The organism is Glutamicibacter sp. (genome assembly GCF_050701915.1).
In the GTDB taxonomy this organism is placed as follows: domain Bacteria; phylum Actinomycetota; class Actinomycetes; order Actinomycetales; family Micrococcaceae; genus Glutamicibacter.
On sequence record NZ_JBOGEG010000041.1, the window covers coordinates 14,402 to 28,201 of the forward strand.

General features: G+C 60.7%; 12 protein-coding genes. 1 reads left to right on the forward strand and 11 read right to left on the reverse strand.

The window, feature by feature from the left end:
• Positions 1 to 15: 15 nt before the first annotated feature.
• From hpf to ACRDT3_RS16920, 11 genes are all read right to left on the reverse strand, one after another.
• Positions 16 to 714, reverse strand: coding sequence for a ribosome hibernation-promoting factor, HPF/YfiA family (hpf, locus tag ACRDT3_RS16870; RefSeq protein ID WP_431494091.1), 699 nt, complete (start codon positions 712 to 714; stop codon positions 16 to 18).
• Positions 715 to 883: 169 nt separating this feature from the next.
• A complete protein-coding gene (locus ACRDT3_RS16875) occupies positions 884 to 1,672 on the reverse strand; it encodes a ComF family protein (RefSeq protein ID WP_431494092.1) in 789 nt (262 codons plus the stop codon).
• 69 nt (positions 1,673 to 1,741) lie between these two features.
• Positions 1,742 to 3,445 carry an LpqB family beta-propeller domain-containing protein gene (locus ACRDT3_RS16880; protein ID WP_431494093.1) on the reverse strand — a complete coding sequence of 568 codons (1,704 nt, stop codon included), beginning with the start codon at positions 3,443 to 3,445 and terminating at the stop codon, positions 1,742 to 1,744.
• Positions 3,445 to 5,265, reverse strand: coding sequence for an MtrAB system histidine kinase MtrB (gene mtrB / locus ACRDT3_RS16885; RefSeq protein ID WP_431494094.1), 1,821 nt, complete (start codon positions 5,263 to 5,265; stop codon positions 3,445 to 3,447). The genes ACRDT3_RS16880 and mtrB overlap by 1 nt, the downstream gene beginning before the upstream one ends.
• Positions 5,262 to 5,942 carry an MtrAB system response regulator MtrA gene (gene mtrA, locus ACRDT3_RS16890; protein WP_431494095.1) on the reverse strand — a complete coding sequence of 227 codons (681 nt, stop codon included), beginning with the start codon at positions 5,940 to 5,942 and terminating at the stop codon, positions 5,262 to 5,264. The genes mtrB and mtrA overlap by 4 nt, the downstream gene beginning before the upstream one ends.
• 136 nt (positions 5,943 to 6,078) lie before the next feature.
• On the reverse strand, positions 6,079 to 7,143 hold the full coding sequence (locus tag ACRDT3_RS16895; protein ID WP_431494096.1) for a hypothetical protein: 1,065 nt from the start codon (positions 7,141 to 7,143) through the stop codon (positions 6,079 to 6,081).
• Complete coding sequence (locus ACRDT3_RS16900; RefSeq protein WP_431494097.1) at positions 7,136 to 7,507, reverse strand: chorismate mutase; 372 nt, start codon at positions 7,505 to 7,507, stop codon at positions 7,136 to 7,138. The genes ACRDT3_RS16895 and ACRDT3_RS16900 overlap by 8 nt, the downstream gene beginning before the upstream one ends.
• 110 nt (positions 7,508 to 7,617) lie before the next feature.
• Positions 7,618 to 9,312, reverse strand: a complete 1,695-nt coding sequence (locus ACRDT3_RS16905; RefSeq protein WP_431494098.1) for a dipeptide ABC transporter ATP-binding protein — start codon at positions 9,310 to 9,312, stop codon at positions 7,618 to 7,620.
• The gene (locus ACRDT3_RS16910; RefSeq protein WP_431494099.1) at positions 9,309 to 10,295 is read right to left on the reverse strand and encodes an ABC transporter permease; all 987 of its coding nucleotides are present in this window, start codon (positions 10,293 to 10,295) and stop codon (positions 9,309 to 9,311) included. Before ACRDT3_RS16910 ends, ACRDT3_RS16905 begins: the two co-directional genes overlap by 4 nt.
• 2 nt (positions 10,296 to 10,297) lie before the next feature.
• Complete coding sequence (locus ACRDT3_RS16915) at positions 10,298 to 11,389, reverse strand: ABC transporter permease (protein WP_431494100.1); 1,092 nt, start codon at positions 11,387 to 11,389, stop codon at positions 10,298 to 10,300.
• A gap of 145 nt (positions 11,390 to 11,534) precedes the next feature.
• Positions 11,535 to 13,166: an ABC transporter substrate-binding protein gene (locus ACRDT3_RS16920; protein WP_431494101.1), complete on the reverse strand. Its 1,632-nt coding sequence runs from the start codon at positions 13,164 to 13,166 to the stop codon at positions 11,535 to 11,537.
• A 227-nt stretch (positions 13,167 to 13,393) separates the two neighbouring features.
• On the opposite strand from ACRDT3_RS16920, the gene ACRDT3_RS16925 reads away from it, so the two are divergent.
• Complete coding sequence (locus ACRDT3_RS16925; protein ID WP_105656830.1) at positions 13,394 to 13,753, forward strand: hypothetical protein; 360 nt, start codon at positions 13,394 to 13,396, stop codon at positions 13,751 to 13,753.
• The last annotated feature ends 47 nt before the right edge of the window (positions 13,754 to 13,800 follow it).

Below are 13,800 nucleotides of genomic sequence, written 5' to 3' on the forward strand. Positions count from 1 at the left end.
TTGTGGTTCCGATGACTAGCCTTCGGTTGCCATGGCTTTGTCACGGTAGCCACGAGTTTCCCTGGTGGCTTCTTCATTGGAGTTCAGCGATGGGTCCAAGGAGATGACACCGTACTGGTACTGGGTGCGGCCATAGACCACAGCGTGCTCACCGGTGGCCTCATCGATGAACAGGTAGAACGGGTGGCCAACCAGTTCCATGCGGTCCACTGCGTCATCAACGCTCATCACTTCTGCAGGGAAGGACTTGCGACGGATGACGACCGGCGAGTACTCGGCGTTGGCCTCGACTTCGGCAGCTTCCGCGGCTTTCTGGGCTTCGATGGTTTCTTCAACCAGCGACTTGCCGCTGGACGCGGTTGGCAGGCCGCCGGTTGCCTGGTGGACAGCGACCGGAGTGTGGTTGCCACGGTGCACCTTGCGCTTGTCGCGGGCCTTGCGCAGTCGTTCAAGCAGTTTTGCGAACGCGATGTCGAAAGCTGCGAACTTGTCAGCGCCGCGAGCCTCGGCTCGAATTGCTGGGCCACGGCCAACAACGGTCAATTCAACGGACAGTGCAGTGCTCTGATCACGAGCGTGTGCTTCTTTGAGGACCTTGACGTCGATGCGCTGTATCTTGGTGGCCAGCTGGTCAACCTTGGTGATTTTCTCATCAACATACTCACGGAATCGATCCGAAATGGTGATGTTGCGTCCGCTGTAGTTCAGCTCCATGGTGTCCTCCAATAGGGAGTCGGGTGACACAACAGTCCGAAAATTCCATCCTTTCGGACTGAAGATGGGCTTTTAGCTGCATCTGTGATGCATCCCATACTTCACCTTATGCCAACGTGGCCAAGATTCAAGTATCTGGGCTCACAATTTCCGATCGCGGTCAGCGTAATCACTGTTCAGGGGCATTATTTGGCGGTCTCGTCAAAGCCAATACCACCGCGCTGGTGACGTCATATCCTGCCTCATGGCAAGCCATGGCCGCGTGCCGCAACGTGGAACCGGTGGTTAGCACGTCGTCGACCAAGATGACCGGCTGGCCATTGGCGGAGGCACGCTCGGCAACGAAATGGGTACGGCCACCGCGCCGGTCTGAACCGCTCTTGGTTTTCTGCGCCCCTCCCAAAGCAGAACCTAGGCGGTAGTGGAGCAGCGAACGGCACTCGAGATCTGCAGACAGCAGCCCGCGAGCGAAGCCGCAGTCAAGCATGGTCTTCACCGGCGAGTAGCCACGCTGCGCTGTTGCCTTGAGGGAACTTGGCACCGGCACCACCAAGGTAGGAAGATTCTCTCGCTGCGGGATGCATCCGGCGTTCAGCGCCGCAGCAAGATACGGGGCGAAGAGCGAGCCGAGGAAGTAGCGCTGCTTGTTCTTGAATGCCAGCAAGGCTCGGGCCAGCTCATTGCCATAGGCGCCGCAGGAACTAACGGCAAGCTGCTGGCCGAGCGCGGGGAGCTCCACATAGAGATGATGGGCATCGGGCAGAGGCGGCAGGCGCAGCTGGCGTTGAATTTCGCTGCGGCATTCGGGGCAGAGCCGGAAGTCTGCTCGTGCGCAGACCGCGCAACTGGCGGGAAGAAGGAAGTTGGCGATCTCCCTGGTGCCAAATCCCAGCCAGCGCACGGACCGGCTACAGCACAGCTCATCGAAGAACCGCAAATACTCCCCGGGAATCTCCATACGTCCAGACTGGCCGATGAACCGCCCCCATCGGCCTGGTCACCGGCGAGCTGTGGAGCAAGGTCCTATTTAGCCTGGATAGGCGACGTCCTGGGCAAAATCGTCAAGCTCGTGCCAGGAATTGCCCACGCGGGTGTACAGCTTTTCATTGGTCTCGGCATACACTTCACGGCGGCTGCCGACACCGGTGGCGATGCCGACCATGCCCAACAGCAGCTGCAGGTGCTCGCTGCCGCCTTCAAAGGTAATTTGGGCTGCTTCAACAGCTTGGTCATCACCGAGTTCCGCAACAATGATGGATCTGTCCGAATCCCATAGCGCGGTATTCACCGGAACTTCTGGATAGATTTTCATTGGCGAATCGGTGAGCCCACGTGGCACACCTTCAGCATCGCGGATCACGCCGGCGACGTAAACCGAAGTGCTCTTGCCGACGGTTGCCACGATCAGCGCCCGCGCACCGTCACGGGAAATCCGCAAGGAATCAATCTGGGCATCTTCCAGCCAGGCCACATCGATTGGACGGGCTTCACCCTTCATTTCGGTGTCGGCAGGGACCGCCCTGATCGGGGTGGCGGCCCCGTTGTCCGCGGTCCAGGTCCAGCCGGCCAGATCCATGGACGGCTGGATGAGTTCCTTGCCTTCCAGCGAAAGGCGCAGCTGGCCCTTGTCATCAATTCCCCACAGCTGGGTGCGGAGGCCATTAAGGAAAGCATAGCGATTTCCGACCGGAGACATGGCTGGGTCGCGTGGGTTATAGCCGGAAATATCCGGGACACCGCCCACCGGAATGATCGACAGTCCCTTGACATAGACCAAGTACTGGTCCGAAATGCCAATCAACGTATCCTGGGTGCTGGGGTTGACCTTAGCCGGCTCGATATTCGTGTCTTCGGTCGAAAGGTTGACTTCGTTTTCCTCGCGCAACAGTTTCACCGAGTCCACCGGAGCAAGCCTGGTCAGCGTGGCTTCCAGCTGTTGCTTCATCAGCAGGATGCTCCGGTCGGTGGCCTCTGCGAAGGTATTGGAGTTCAAATCGATGGTCGCCTCGCCATCGCGCACCGGCACCGCAGAACGCACCAGCTCACTGGCCGTCGAGAACGCGGAAACGACAGCATTTTGCAGGTAGGGCGCTGGTCCTGCCAGCAAGGCTTCCACCATCGAAGTGGTGGTGCCCGACCCCGAGGTGAACCACCGTACATCGGGGACCAAATAGGCGAAGCTCGCGTCGTAGAAGTACAGGGTCTGCGCGGCAAAGATCTTGGTGAAGGTCGAGGCTTCGAGCATCGTGCCATCCGGGGCCTTGGTGATGCGCCATTCGTTGTCTACCTTGGCGACTTCAATATCCACGGCACGGGTGGAATGATCCGGGTAGTCGGTGCGCACCCCTTGCGCGTCGACTTCACCGGTGATTTCAAGCTGAATCGTGTATTGGTTCGCATCCGCGCCGTTGACCACGTTGAATGCATCGTAGATCAAGGTCTGCGTGTCGCCACGCCAAGTATTGCTCAGTTGCGCGTCCATGAATTCACGGGCGACCGCATAATCCTCGGATACTGAACGGCCAGCCTCGACGAACCCTTCAACGATGGCCCTGGCATCAGCACCGGCTGACGGCCCATCGGCCGCGTAGCTGTAGCTTTCAGCGCCGCTGGCATCGGTTTCGGCTTCAATCTGCTGGACGGTGGAAGTTCTGGGAATCGAGGCGCAGCCGGAGATGGCAAGCACCGCCGAGAGGATTATCGCGAGGCTGGAACAGAATTTCTTCCTCATCAGCTCTCCCCTTCCTTCTTCTGCTCGCTGCTGCCAAGATTCGGATCAGTGACATCGTCGTCCGGCGAATCCTCATCCAAATCAGGATCAAGAACCAGCGGGGTGTATCCGATTTTTGGCACTTCACCGGTCAGCGGGAAGCTATCTCCCAAAATCACCGTAGCGAGGCTTTCAGGAACTGGCGGTTCCAATGGAAGCGGTGAGGAAAGGATCTCCAGGTCCTCGCTGCGTGGCAAGGTCAGGCGGAAGACCGAGCCGACCCCCGGCTTACCCCATGCTTCCAATCGGCCATCGTGCAACCGGGTGTCCTCCATCGAGATCGACAGGCCAAGGCCGGAGCCACCGGTGGTACGTGCGCGAGCCGGATCAGCACGCCAGAAACGATCGAAGACGTGGTTGCAAGCTTCTTCGGACATGCCGATGCCGTAGTCACGCACGGTGATCGCCACCGCGCTCTGGTTGGCGCCGATGGTGATATCGATTGGCTTGCTTTCGCCATGCTCCACCGCATTGAGCACCAGGTTGCGGATGACACGCTCGACACGGCGCGGATCCACTTCTGCAACGCAGCCGTCGCTGGGCGCGTTCAGGCGGATGAGCGAACCATACTCATCAGCCACCGGGGTGGCGATATCGATGACCTTGCGGGCAATGACATTCAGGTCCGCTGACTCGCGGTCGAGTACCGCGACGCCGGCATCGAAACGGGACACTTCCAGCAGGTCATTGAGCAGGTGCTGGAAACGCTCGATCTGGTTGTACATCAGCTCGGCCGACCGCGCGGTCAGCGGATCAAAGTCTTCGCGGGCATCGTGGATCACCTCGGCCGCCATGCGCACGGTGGTCAGCGGGGTGCGCAATTCGTGCGAGACGTCGGAAACGAAGCGTTGCTGCATGGCCGAGAGATTATTCAATGCCGTGATCTGCTCTTGCAATGAGTGCGCCATGTGGTTGAAGGCCGTACCCAATCGGGCCACCTCATCCTTGCCTGCGACCTTCATTCGGCGGTCAAGGTCGCCGGAAGCAATCCTCTCCGAAACATACGCGGCATCGGCCACCGGCCGGACCACGGTACGGGCTACCGACCACGCAACGAAGCCAACGACCGCTAGCAAAATGAGGCCGGTGAAAGCCATCGCACGATTGATGAATTCGAGGGTATCCTGCACGCTGGACAGGTCATAGACCAGATACAGGCCGTACTCGCGTCCAGGCGGTATCAGTACCTTGGTGCCGACAATGAGACCGGGCTTGGTTGCGGTATCGGCACCCAGTTCGATGGAACGCCAATAGATGCCTTGCTCCCCTGCAACCCGCTCCGCGAGGTCGCCAGGGATCACGCGGGTGGTCAGGGAACCGGAAGCCATCGGGCCAACATAAAGGCTTTGGTCACCGGCAATGGGCATCAGCACGAAGTCGCGGACCACGGTTGCCCCATCGCCTTCCAGCGAAGCCAAGGTGGAATTCACCAAGGCCTGGGTGGAGGCGCGGTCGGTGGTGGACGCCGATTCGAGAATGGAGCGGGCCTGGGCCAGGCCGCGTTCCGATTCCTTGGATATCTGGTTCACGCGCTCTTCAAAGAGCGTGGAGGCAATCTGGTTGGAAAGGAAGGCGCCAGCGGCAACCAAAGCGAGCGCGGTGAAAAGCAGCGTCGAAATGACGGTGCGGAAGAGCAGGTGGCGTTGCCAACGCAGCTTGGACGTGTGCCAAGGGCGCTTGATCCACTGCTCGATTCTGCTCCACCGTGCGGGTTTGGACTGCGAATGGGCATGCACATCGACCGGAACCAACTCTGCACCGGTCGACGTGTGCGAACTCAACTTGCCGAACCAGCCTTGTATCCGACACCGCGAACGGTTTGGATGATCTGCGGCTTCTCTGGGTCAATTTCAATCTTCGAGCGCAGGCGCTGCACGTGCACGTTGACCAAACGGGTGTCTGCCGCGTGCCGGTATCCCCAGACGGCTTCCAGCAGCTGCTCCCGGCTGAAGACCTGCCATGGCTTGCGGGCCATGGTGACCAGGAGGTCGAATTCCAGCGGTGTCAGCGAAACGACATCGGTTCCGCGGGTCACGCGGTGGCCGGCCACGTCGATGGTCACTTCGCCAACTTGCAAGGTCTCAGCGGCATGGGTCTCGCTTGGACGCAGGCGGGCACGCACGCGGGCTACCAGCTCGGCTGGCTTGAAAGGCTTCGGCACGTAGTCGTCGGCACCGGATTCCAGGCCGCGGACAACGTCGGCAGTGTCCGACTTGGCGGTGAGCATCACGACAGGAACGTCGGATTCCGCACGGATCTGCTTGCATACCTCGATGCCGTCAATGCCAGGCAGCATCAAGTCAAGGAGCACCAGGTCAGGGTTCGCCTCACGGAATGCTTCCAGAGCACCGGAACCGTCGTAGCAGAATGAGGCATCGAAGCCATCGTTTTGCAGGACAATGCCAATCATTTCTGACAACGCTTCGTCATCATCAACGACTAAAATCCGTGCCTTCATCCCATGTCCCCCTGAAACCGTAGGTCTGAGGTTTCAACCAACTGGCCAAACCGGGTAGATCCGCTACCCCACTATTCCTAAGATACATGATCAACCGCCCTTTTCGGGCTGTGACCGGCAGGAATCAGGCAGTTAGCTACGCATCAACGCGTGTCTGCTCCAACGCTTGGGCATAACTGGCCAGCCGTCGCAGGTTCTCGATGGCCTGCGCCGAGCTGCTGCGCGAGAAATCTCCACGCGGCATCAGGGTTAGTGCACCGAGCTGCCCCAAGCCCAATCCCAGCTGGCGCCATGGACGAAGAATGGAATTCACCCCTTCCACAACACCCGGTGCCCGGGTTCCGGGGGCGAGGACCTGCAAGAAGACGCGGTCCCCACCTTCGACAAGCCCCGCTACCCGTTCCCACTTGCGGTGAGTCATGCCTTCAGGGTCGATCACCAGCGCGCCGGCACCGGCCTGGTGCAGCAGATCCACCCGTTCAATCCAGTTTTCATCCAGGGTTGGCAGGTTCAGCAGCGAGGTGACCTGTTGGCCTTCGGCATCGCCGGCGAGCACCTTGAAGAACTGCGCGTAGGCGCCTCGCACTTCGGCGCGTGGAATCGAACGCAAGGTCCGGTATCCGCTGGCAGTGCTGATCGTGCCATCGAGCACGTCACCCAGCAGCGGTTCGTCAAGCTGGATAGTGAAATCCGCCAGCGAGGTAATGCGGGCCAGGCGGTCCAGATGCTCGCGGGCTCCGTGGGCGTAGGACTCGATGATGTCGCGGCGCGCCCCATGATCGCTGATCACCCGCTCCCCGTTCGACAGGTACAAGCTGGCGGCCAAGGTCCACGGACCGAGCAAGGTGAGCTTGAGCCGCTGGGCAGGTTTCGCTTCTGCGCCGAGTACATCAGCCAGCAGATTTTCGTCACTGCGCAGGATACTGCGGGCACGACGGGCATCGATACCGTCTCTGGCACCAATCCTCCAGCCATGCGGTTGCAGATCGAAGCCTAGATCTGCCAGCAAGGTGGCGCTGCGCCCTACCGCATCGGCGCCGACGCCACGATCCGGCAGCTGCGGGAAGACCGCGAGGTTGGGCTCTCCTAATTCCCCGCGCACCACCTCATGGATGGCCGCCGGGTCGGTGCCCGGGAACTGGCAGAAAGCGGTGGCGTGAACGTCGCGGCGTTCAGCGGCCTCGTGTTCTTGCTCAGGCATTGTTATGCGAGTCAGAAATGTTCTGGTGGTGGCGAATGACTTCAGAGATCACGAAATTCAAGAATTTCTCAGCGAATTCTGGATCAAGATGCGCTTCATGGGCCAGGGCGCGCAGGCGCTCGATCTGCGCCTTCTCGCGGTTAGGGTCGCTCGGTGGCAGCTGGTGCTTGGCCTTCAGAACCCCTACGCGCTGGGTCGCCTTGAAGCGCTCGGCCAACAGGAAGACCAGCTGGGCATCGAAGTTGTCGATGCTGCCACGGATGGCGTACAGCTCTTCGAGGACTTCATTCTGGACCTCGCCCTGCAACGAGCTGGCGTGCGGGTCGAATGACTGGGTGGTCTCAGCGTTCATCGGCTCGTTCATGATCACCAGTTTACTGGTTCACATGACGGATTACCCACAAGGTGACATGCCCCGGACACGGTATATGTCCGTGCCCGGGGCATGCTCGTGGTTCCTTGATTGCCAGCTGCTCAGGATGCGTTCAGCTGTTCAATCAGTTTGCGGCGCTGAGCCTGTTCGCGCGGGTCAGGGACCGGAAGCGAGGCGATCAGCCGCTGGGTGTATTCATGCTGCGGGTTAGCCAGGACCTTGGAGCCCAACCCTTCTTCCAGCAAGCTGCCGCGGAACAAGACGCCCACCCAGGTAGCCAGTTGGTCCACCACGGCCAGATCATGCGAGACGAACAGGGCCGCGAAGCCCAGTTCGGTCTGCAATTCGCGGAACAGCTCCAGCACCTTGGCCTGCACCGAAACGTCCAATGCGCTAGTTGGCTCATCGGCAATCAGCAGCTTTGGGTCCAGGGCCAGGGCGCGGGCCAGTGAGGCGCGCTGGCGCTGGCCGCCGGAGAGTTCATGCGGGTAGCGGTTGGCGAAACCGGATGGAAGCTGCACGGCCTCAAGCAGTTCGGCAACCTTGGTGCGGGTCTGCAGCGGATTCAGATCGCGGTGCACGGCCAGTGGCTCGGCCACGCACTCGCCTACGGTCAAGTGCGGATTGAAGCTCGCCGCCGGATCCTGGAACACGAAGCCGATCTGCTCGCGCAGCGGCTTGAAGGTGCGTTCCTTGAAGTGGGCCATCTCGTAGCCCAGCACCTTCAGCGAGCCACCGGTGATGCGGTTCAATCCGGCGATACTGCGGCCGATGGTGGTTTTGCCCGAACCGGACTCGCCCACCAGCCCGTAGACCTCGCCGGCGTGAATCTTCAGATCCACCTCATCGACCGCGGTGAAGCCCGGCGCTCCGAAGCGGCCCGGGAAATGCACCTTCAGGCCCTTGGCTTCCACCAGCAATGCAGCATCCTGGTTCGGACGTTCGACTAGCCCTTCCGAGGCGCTTTCGCGCCCCAGGTGCGGCACGGCAGCCAGCAGGGACCTGGTGTATTCCTCTTGAGGGGCTTCGAAGAGCTGAATGGATGGGGCTTGCTCAACGATCTGCCCCTGGTTCATCACGATCACGCGGTCGGCGATATCGGCCACCACACCCATATTGTGGGTGATGATGACGATGGCGGTACCCAGCTCATCACGCAGGCCGCGCAGCAGCTGGAGAATTTCAGCCTGCACCGTGACATCCAACGCGGTGGTTGGCTCATCGGCCACAATCAGTTCCGGCTTCAGGGCCAGCGCCGCGGCGATGACCACGCGCTGCTTCTGCCCACCGGAGAACTGGTGCGGGTAGTAGTCCACGCGCTGCTCTGGATCCGGGATGCCGACCTGGCGCATCGCCTCGATGGCGCGCGTCTTGGCTTCCTTCCTGGAGATCCTGTTGTGCGCGCGGATGCCCTCCATGATCTGCCACCCTACGGTGTACACAGGGTTCAGCGCGGTGGACGGTTCTTGGAAGACCATGGCCACATCCCGGCCGCGAGCCGCACGCAGCTCGTGGCCGCGCAGGGTGAGCATGTTCTTGCCTTTGAGATAGACCCCGCCGTGCGAGGCACCGTTCTCGGCAAGGATGCCCAGGGCGGTGCGAGCGGTGACGGACTTGCCGGAGCCGGATTCGCCCACGATGGCCAGGATCTCGCCGGCCTTGACTTGCAAATCAACGCCGCGCACTGCCGGCACTGCGCCGGCGTCGGTGACGAAATCAATGTTCAGGTCTTCGATGCGCAAGACATCGGGTGTGTCGACGTTGGCCTCGGGATCGAAAATAGGGCTGTTGGTCATTTGCTTGCTCCTACCTGTCCGGACTGGGTGATGCGCTTGGCCTTCTTGCGGCTGAAGCGGCGCAGGCGCGGGTCATTGAGGTCGTTCATGGACTCGCCAACCAGGGTCAGGCCCATCACGGTGAGCACGATGGCCAAGCCCGGGAACAGGCCGGTCCACCAGATGCCACTGGTGGCATCGGACATCGCGCGGTTCAGGTCGTAGCCCCATTCCGAAGCGCTGGTCGGCTCGATGCCGAAGCCCAGGAAGCCCAGGCCCGCCAGGGTCAGCAATGCCTCGGTGGCGTTCAGCGTGAAAATCAGCGGCAGGGTGCGGGTGGCGTTGCGCAACAGGTGCGCGAACATCACTCGCCATGGGCTGGCACCGATCACCTGTGCGGATTCCACGAAGGGTTCCGCCTTCAGGCGCATCACTTCGGCGCGGACCACGCGGAAGTACTGCGGGATGAACACCACGGTGATGGAAATGGCCGCTGCCATCACGCCGCCAAAGAGCGAGGACTGGCCCTGCGAAATCACGATGGACATCACAATGGCCAGCAGCAGGGATGGGAACGCGTAGATCGCGTCGGCCAAGACCACGGCGATGCGGTCGAACCAGCCGCCGAGGTAGCCGGAGATCAAGCCGATCAATACACCCAGGAACAGGGACATGACCACGGCGGCCAGGATCACCCAGATGGCGGTCTGCGCGCCGAAGAGGGTTCGCGAGAACACGTCATAGCCGGTGGCGGTGGTGCCCCAGATGAATTTGCTGTCAGGAGCTGCCTGGCGCGGGAAGTCGCCGGATGCATCCGAGGACTGCGCGAAGTCGAAAGGCGCAATCAGCGGCGCGAACAGGGCGGTAACGATGAACAGCCCGGAGAGCGCCAGACCGGCAATCAGCATGCCACGCTGCAGGCCCGAGGACATGCGCAGGTGGGCGATGACCGGGAGGCGGTCGAGCCAGGACTTGTTCGAGGCGGGCAAGGTAACTGTGCTCATGATTAGTATCTGACTCTCGGGTCGATCAAGGCGGCCAGCACATCAACGATGAAGTTGGTGACGGCAACGATAATGGCCAGCAGCACCACAATGCCCTGCACGGCCACGAAGTCGCGGGCGGTGAGGTACTCGGCGAGCTTGAAGCCAAGGCCGGACCATTCGAAGGTGGTCTCGGTCAGCACCGCGCCACCGAGCAGCAAGGCGATCTGCAAGCCCATCACGGTGATGATCGGGATCAGCGCCGGACGGTACGCGTGCTTGGTGGTGAGGCGGAATTCGCTGACGCCGCGCGAACGTCCGGCCTCCACGTATTCACGGCCCAGCGTGCCAATCGCGTTGGTGCGCACCAGGCGCAGGAACACGCCGCCGGTGAGCAGGCCCAGAGCCAATGCTGGCAGGATTGCATGCTCGGTGACATTGCCGAGCGCTTCCATATTGCCGCTGCGCAGTGCATCCAGCCAGTAAATGCCGGTGGGGCTTTGCAACCCGGTGAGTTCGAGCTCGGTCTGCCAGTCGGCACGGCCGCTGATGGGCAGCCAGCCTAGCCATACGCCGAAGATCAGCTTGAGCAGCAGGCCGGCGAAGAAGACCGGGGTGGCGTAGGAAAGGATAGCCAGGATGCGCAGGACGGCATCGGGGTAGCGGTCGCGGAACTTCGCGGCAACCAGGCCCAGCGGGATGCCGACCACCAGTGCGACGAGGACGGCGTTGATGGCCAGTTCCAAGGTGGCCGCTCCGTAGGTGGTCAGCACCTCGGTGACCGCGCGGTTATCGCTCATGGTGCGGCCCAAGTCTCCGGTGAAGATCTGCCCCAGGTACTCGAAGTACTGGATCAGGATCGGCCGGTCGTAGCCGGCTTCATGGATGCGCTGGGCCAGCTGGTCCGGGGTGAGTCGTCCGCCCAAGGCTGCGGTGATCGGGTCGCCGGTCACGCGCATCAGGAAGAACACCACTGTGATGAGGATGAAGACAGTGGGAATGATCAGCAAGAATCGGGTAATCAAGTAGCGGAGGAATCCCCCGCCTTTTTGCTTTGCTGGTTTGGGTGTTGCTAGCGGGCTTGTTTCTTGGCCCGGTGGCGACGTGATGGTCATCGTCTGTCCTTATAGTTCAGGATGCGTGGCGATGCGCCGTCTTGAGCTGTCAATGACGGCACATGCCAAGGGGATCCACCGCGTGCGCCAAGACTGGCGCGTGGCAGATCCCCTCAGGTTTGGTGTCTGCGAGGCTAGAGCAGAATTACTTGCTCAGCACACCGAGACGGAACTTGAACGAAGCGTCCAAGGTCTTGTCAACGTCCTTGACGTCCTTGCCCGCAATGGCCACCTGGGCACCTTGCAGCAGCGGCAGCGTGGACAAGTCCTCTGCCACCATCATCTGCAGTTCTTCGATGGCCTTGGTGCGCTCGGCCGCGTCGGCCATGCCGCGCTGCTCAGAGATCAGCTTGTCAACTTCCGGGTTGTCGTAGTTGTTAGACAGGAAGTTGTCCTTGGCGAAGAACGGCGAGAGGTAGTTGTCCGCATCCGAGTAGTCAGGGAACCAGCCCAACTGGTAGGCAGGGTAATCCGAGACGCGCTGCTTCTGGTAGGTCACCCATTCGGTGGACTTCAAATCCACCTCGAACAGGTCATCGGCTTCCAGTTGCTTTTCAACCAGTGCGTATTCGTCACCGGAGTTCGGCCCGTAGTGGTCCGGGTTGTACTGCAGGGCGAGTTTGACCGGGGTCTCCACTCCGGCGTCTTCCAGAACCTTCTTGGCCTTGGCTGCATCCGGCTTGCCGTCGGTGCCGTACATGTCCTTCAGCGGCTCAGTGGCGCCGGTGAAGCCCTGCGGCACGTAGGAGTAAGCCGGGGTGTAGGTGTCCTTGTAGACGTTCTTGGCGATTGCCTCGCGGTCCACCAGGTGTGCCGTGGCCTGGCGTACGGCCAGCGACTTCGCTTCATCAGCATCATCGGTCTTGGCACCGTATGGCATGGAATCGAAGTTGAAGACAATGTAGCGCAGCTCGCCACCCGGGCCCTTGTGGACAGCCAGATTCTCGTCCTTGCCCAGGTCTTCGATATCGGTTGGGGTCAGCGAACGCCATGCGACGTCGATCTTGCCTTCCTGGACTTCGAGCTTCAGGTTGTTGGCGTCAGCGTAGTACTTGATCGCCGCCTTGTCGTTGGCCGCTGGGCCCAGGACGCCCTGGTAGGACTCGTTGGCGCTGAAGGAGATCAGGTTGTTCTTGTTGTACGAATCAATGACGTACTGGCCGCCGAAGGCCTTGGCCTCAACGATCTTCTGGTCGTCCATGACTGCGTCTGCGGAGAAGACCTCGTCATCGACGATCGGGCCGACCGGGGAGGTCAGCACCTGCGGGAAGGTCTGGTCATTGCCGACCTTCAGCTTGAAGACCACGGTAGTGGCATCCGGCGCCTCGATTGACTCGACGTTGCCCAGCAGCGAAGAAGGACCGTTGGGATCCGCGATCTTCTGTTGGCGGTCGAAGGTGAACTTGACGTCCTTGGAGTCAAGGTCGTGGCCGTTGGCCCACTTCAAGCCCGGCTTCAGCTTGACCGTGTATTCAGTCGGGGTGGTGAACTCTGCGGACTCGGCAAGGCTCATCGATGGGTCCGGGCTGCCCGGCTCGGAGTTGAGCAGGAATGGGTAGATCTGGTTCATGACCATGAACGAACCGTTGTCGTAAGATCCAGCAGGGTCCAGGGAGGTCACTTTGTCGGTGGTGCCCAGGGTGATTGGGGCGCTGGCATCGCCATTGCCGCCCACTTCATTGCCGCTGTCTGCAGCTTGGGTGCAGCCGGTCAGAGCCAGGGCAGAGATACCCACAACGGCTGCTGCAAGTCGCAGCCCGTTCTTCTTGCGAGTCATGAGTCATCCTTCGTCTAGGTACATGCATGGGCTGTGATGATTAACACATGCTTCACATAGCCTAAGTGATGCAGTGCACAAAATACGAATGGAACCAGCGGAAATTGGCAAAAACGTGGTCTCAACACCCACTTTTTGTGCTTCAGCCCATAGCCTTTCTAACTCAACGGTGAGATGCGTTGGGATTCCTTCCAGCTCGTTAGCCAGGTGGCATAAGCTAGATGTCAATGATGACTCGTAGAGACGCGGCAATCGCGTTGGATATCCCAGTAGAAATGGCCAAGCGCCACGGCATTCCTTCCAAAATGAGCGAAGCTGAATTCCGTGAGCTGAACACCAATCCACCAGCTTGGTTGGAGCAGTCGCGTGCCAACCGCACCGGAAAACGACCTGTGTGGATTCATCTGGTCTGCGAAGTCTGCGGCTTCAGCGAATACGAACGCCCCAAGAAGTGGTGGCCTGCCTTCGATTTCGTGCACTGCCACACCCACTCCCCGGCGCAGCTTCCGAAGCTGGAAAAGGGCAAGACCCGCGTGGAGTACCAAGATATTTCCGCTCATATGTTCGGCATTGTCGATGAAGGCTAAAAGCTGAATGCAACGCAACGGCGAAGGGCGCCGGACCAATCCTGGTC

What these genes read in the sequence shown, in the direction of transcription:
- ACRDT3_RS16920 (WP_431494101.1), bottom strand. Translation starts at nt 13,166, where the DNA reads ATGACTCGCAAGAAGAACGGGCTGCGACTTGCAGCAGCCGTTGTGGGT.
- ACRDT3_RS16905 (WP_431494098.1), bottom strand. Translation starts at nt 9,312, where the DNA reads ATGACCAACAGCCCTATTTTCGATCCCGAGGCCAACGTCGACACACCC.
- ACRDT3_RS16880 (WP_431494093.1), bottom strand. Translation starts at nt 3,445, where the DNA reads ATGAGGAAGAAATTCTGTTCCAGCCTCGCGATAATCCTCTCGGCGGTG.
- ACRDT3_RS16910 (WP_431494099.1), bottom strand. Translation starts at nt 10,295, where the DNA reads ATGAGCACAGTTACCTTGCCCGCCTCGAACAAGTCCTGGCTCGACCGC.
- ACRDT3_RS16895 (WP_431494096.1), bottom strand. Translation starts at nt 7,143, where the DNA reads ATGCCTGAGCAAGAACACGAGGCCGCTGAACGCCGCGACGTTCACGCC.
- ACRDT3_RS16900 (WP_431494097.1), bottom strand. Translation starts at nt 7,507, where the DNA reads ATGAACGAGCCGATGAACGCTGAGACCACCCAGTCATTCGACCCGCAC.
- ACRDT3_RS16925 (WP_105656830.1), top strand. Translation starts at nt 13,394, where the DNA reads ATGATGACTCGTAGAGACGCGGCAATCGCGTTGGATATCCCAGTAGAA.
- ACRDT3_RS16875 (WP_431494092.1), bottom strand. Translation starts at nt 1,672, where the DNA reads ATGGAGATTCCCGGGGAGTATTTGCGGTTCTTCGATGAGCTGTGCTGT.
- hpf (WP_431494091.1), bottom strand. Translation starts at nt 714, where the DNA reads ATGGAGCTGAACTACAGCGGACGCAACATCACCATTTCGGATCGATTC.
- mtrA (WP_431494095.1), bottom strand. Translation starts at nt 5,942, where the DNA reads ATGAAGGCACGGATTTTAGTCGTTGATGATGACGAAGCGTTGTCAGAA.
- ACRDT3_RS16915 (WP_431494100.1), bottom strand. Translation starts at nt 11,389, where the DNA reads ATGACCATCACGTCGCCACCGGGCCAAGAAACAAGCCCGCTAGCAACA.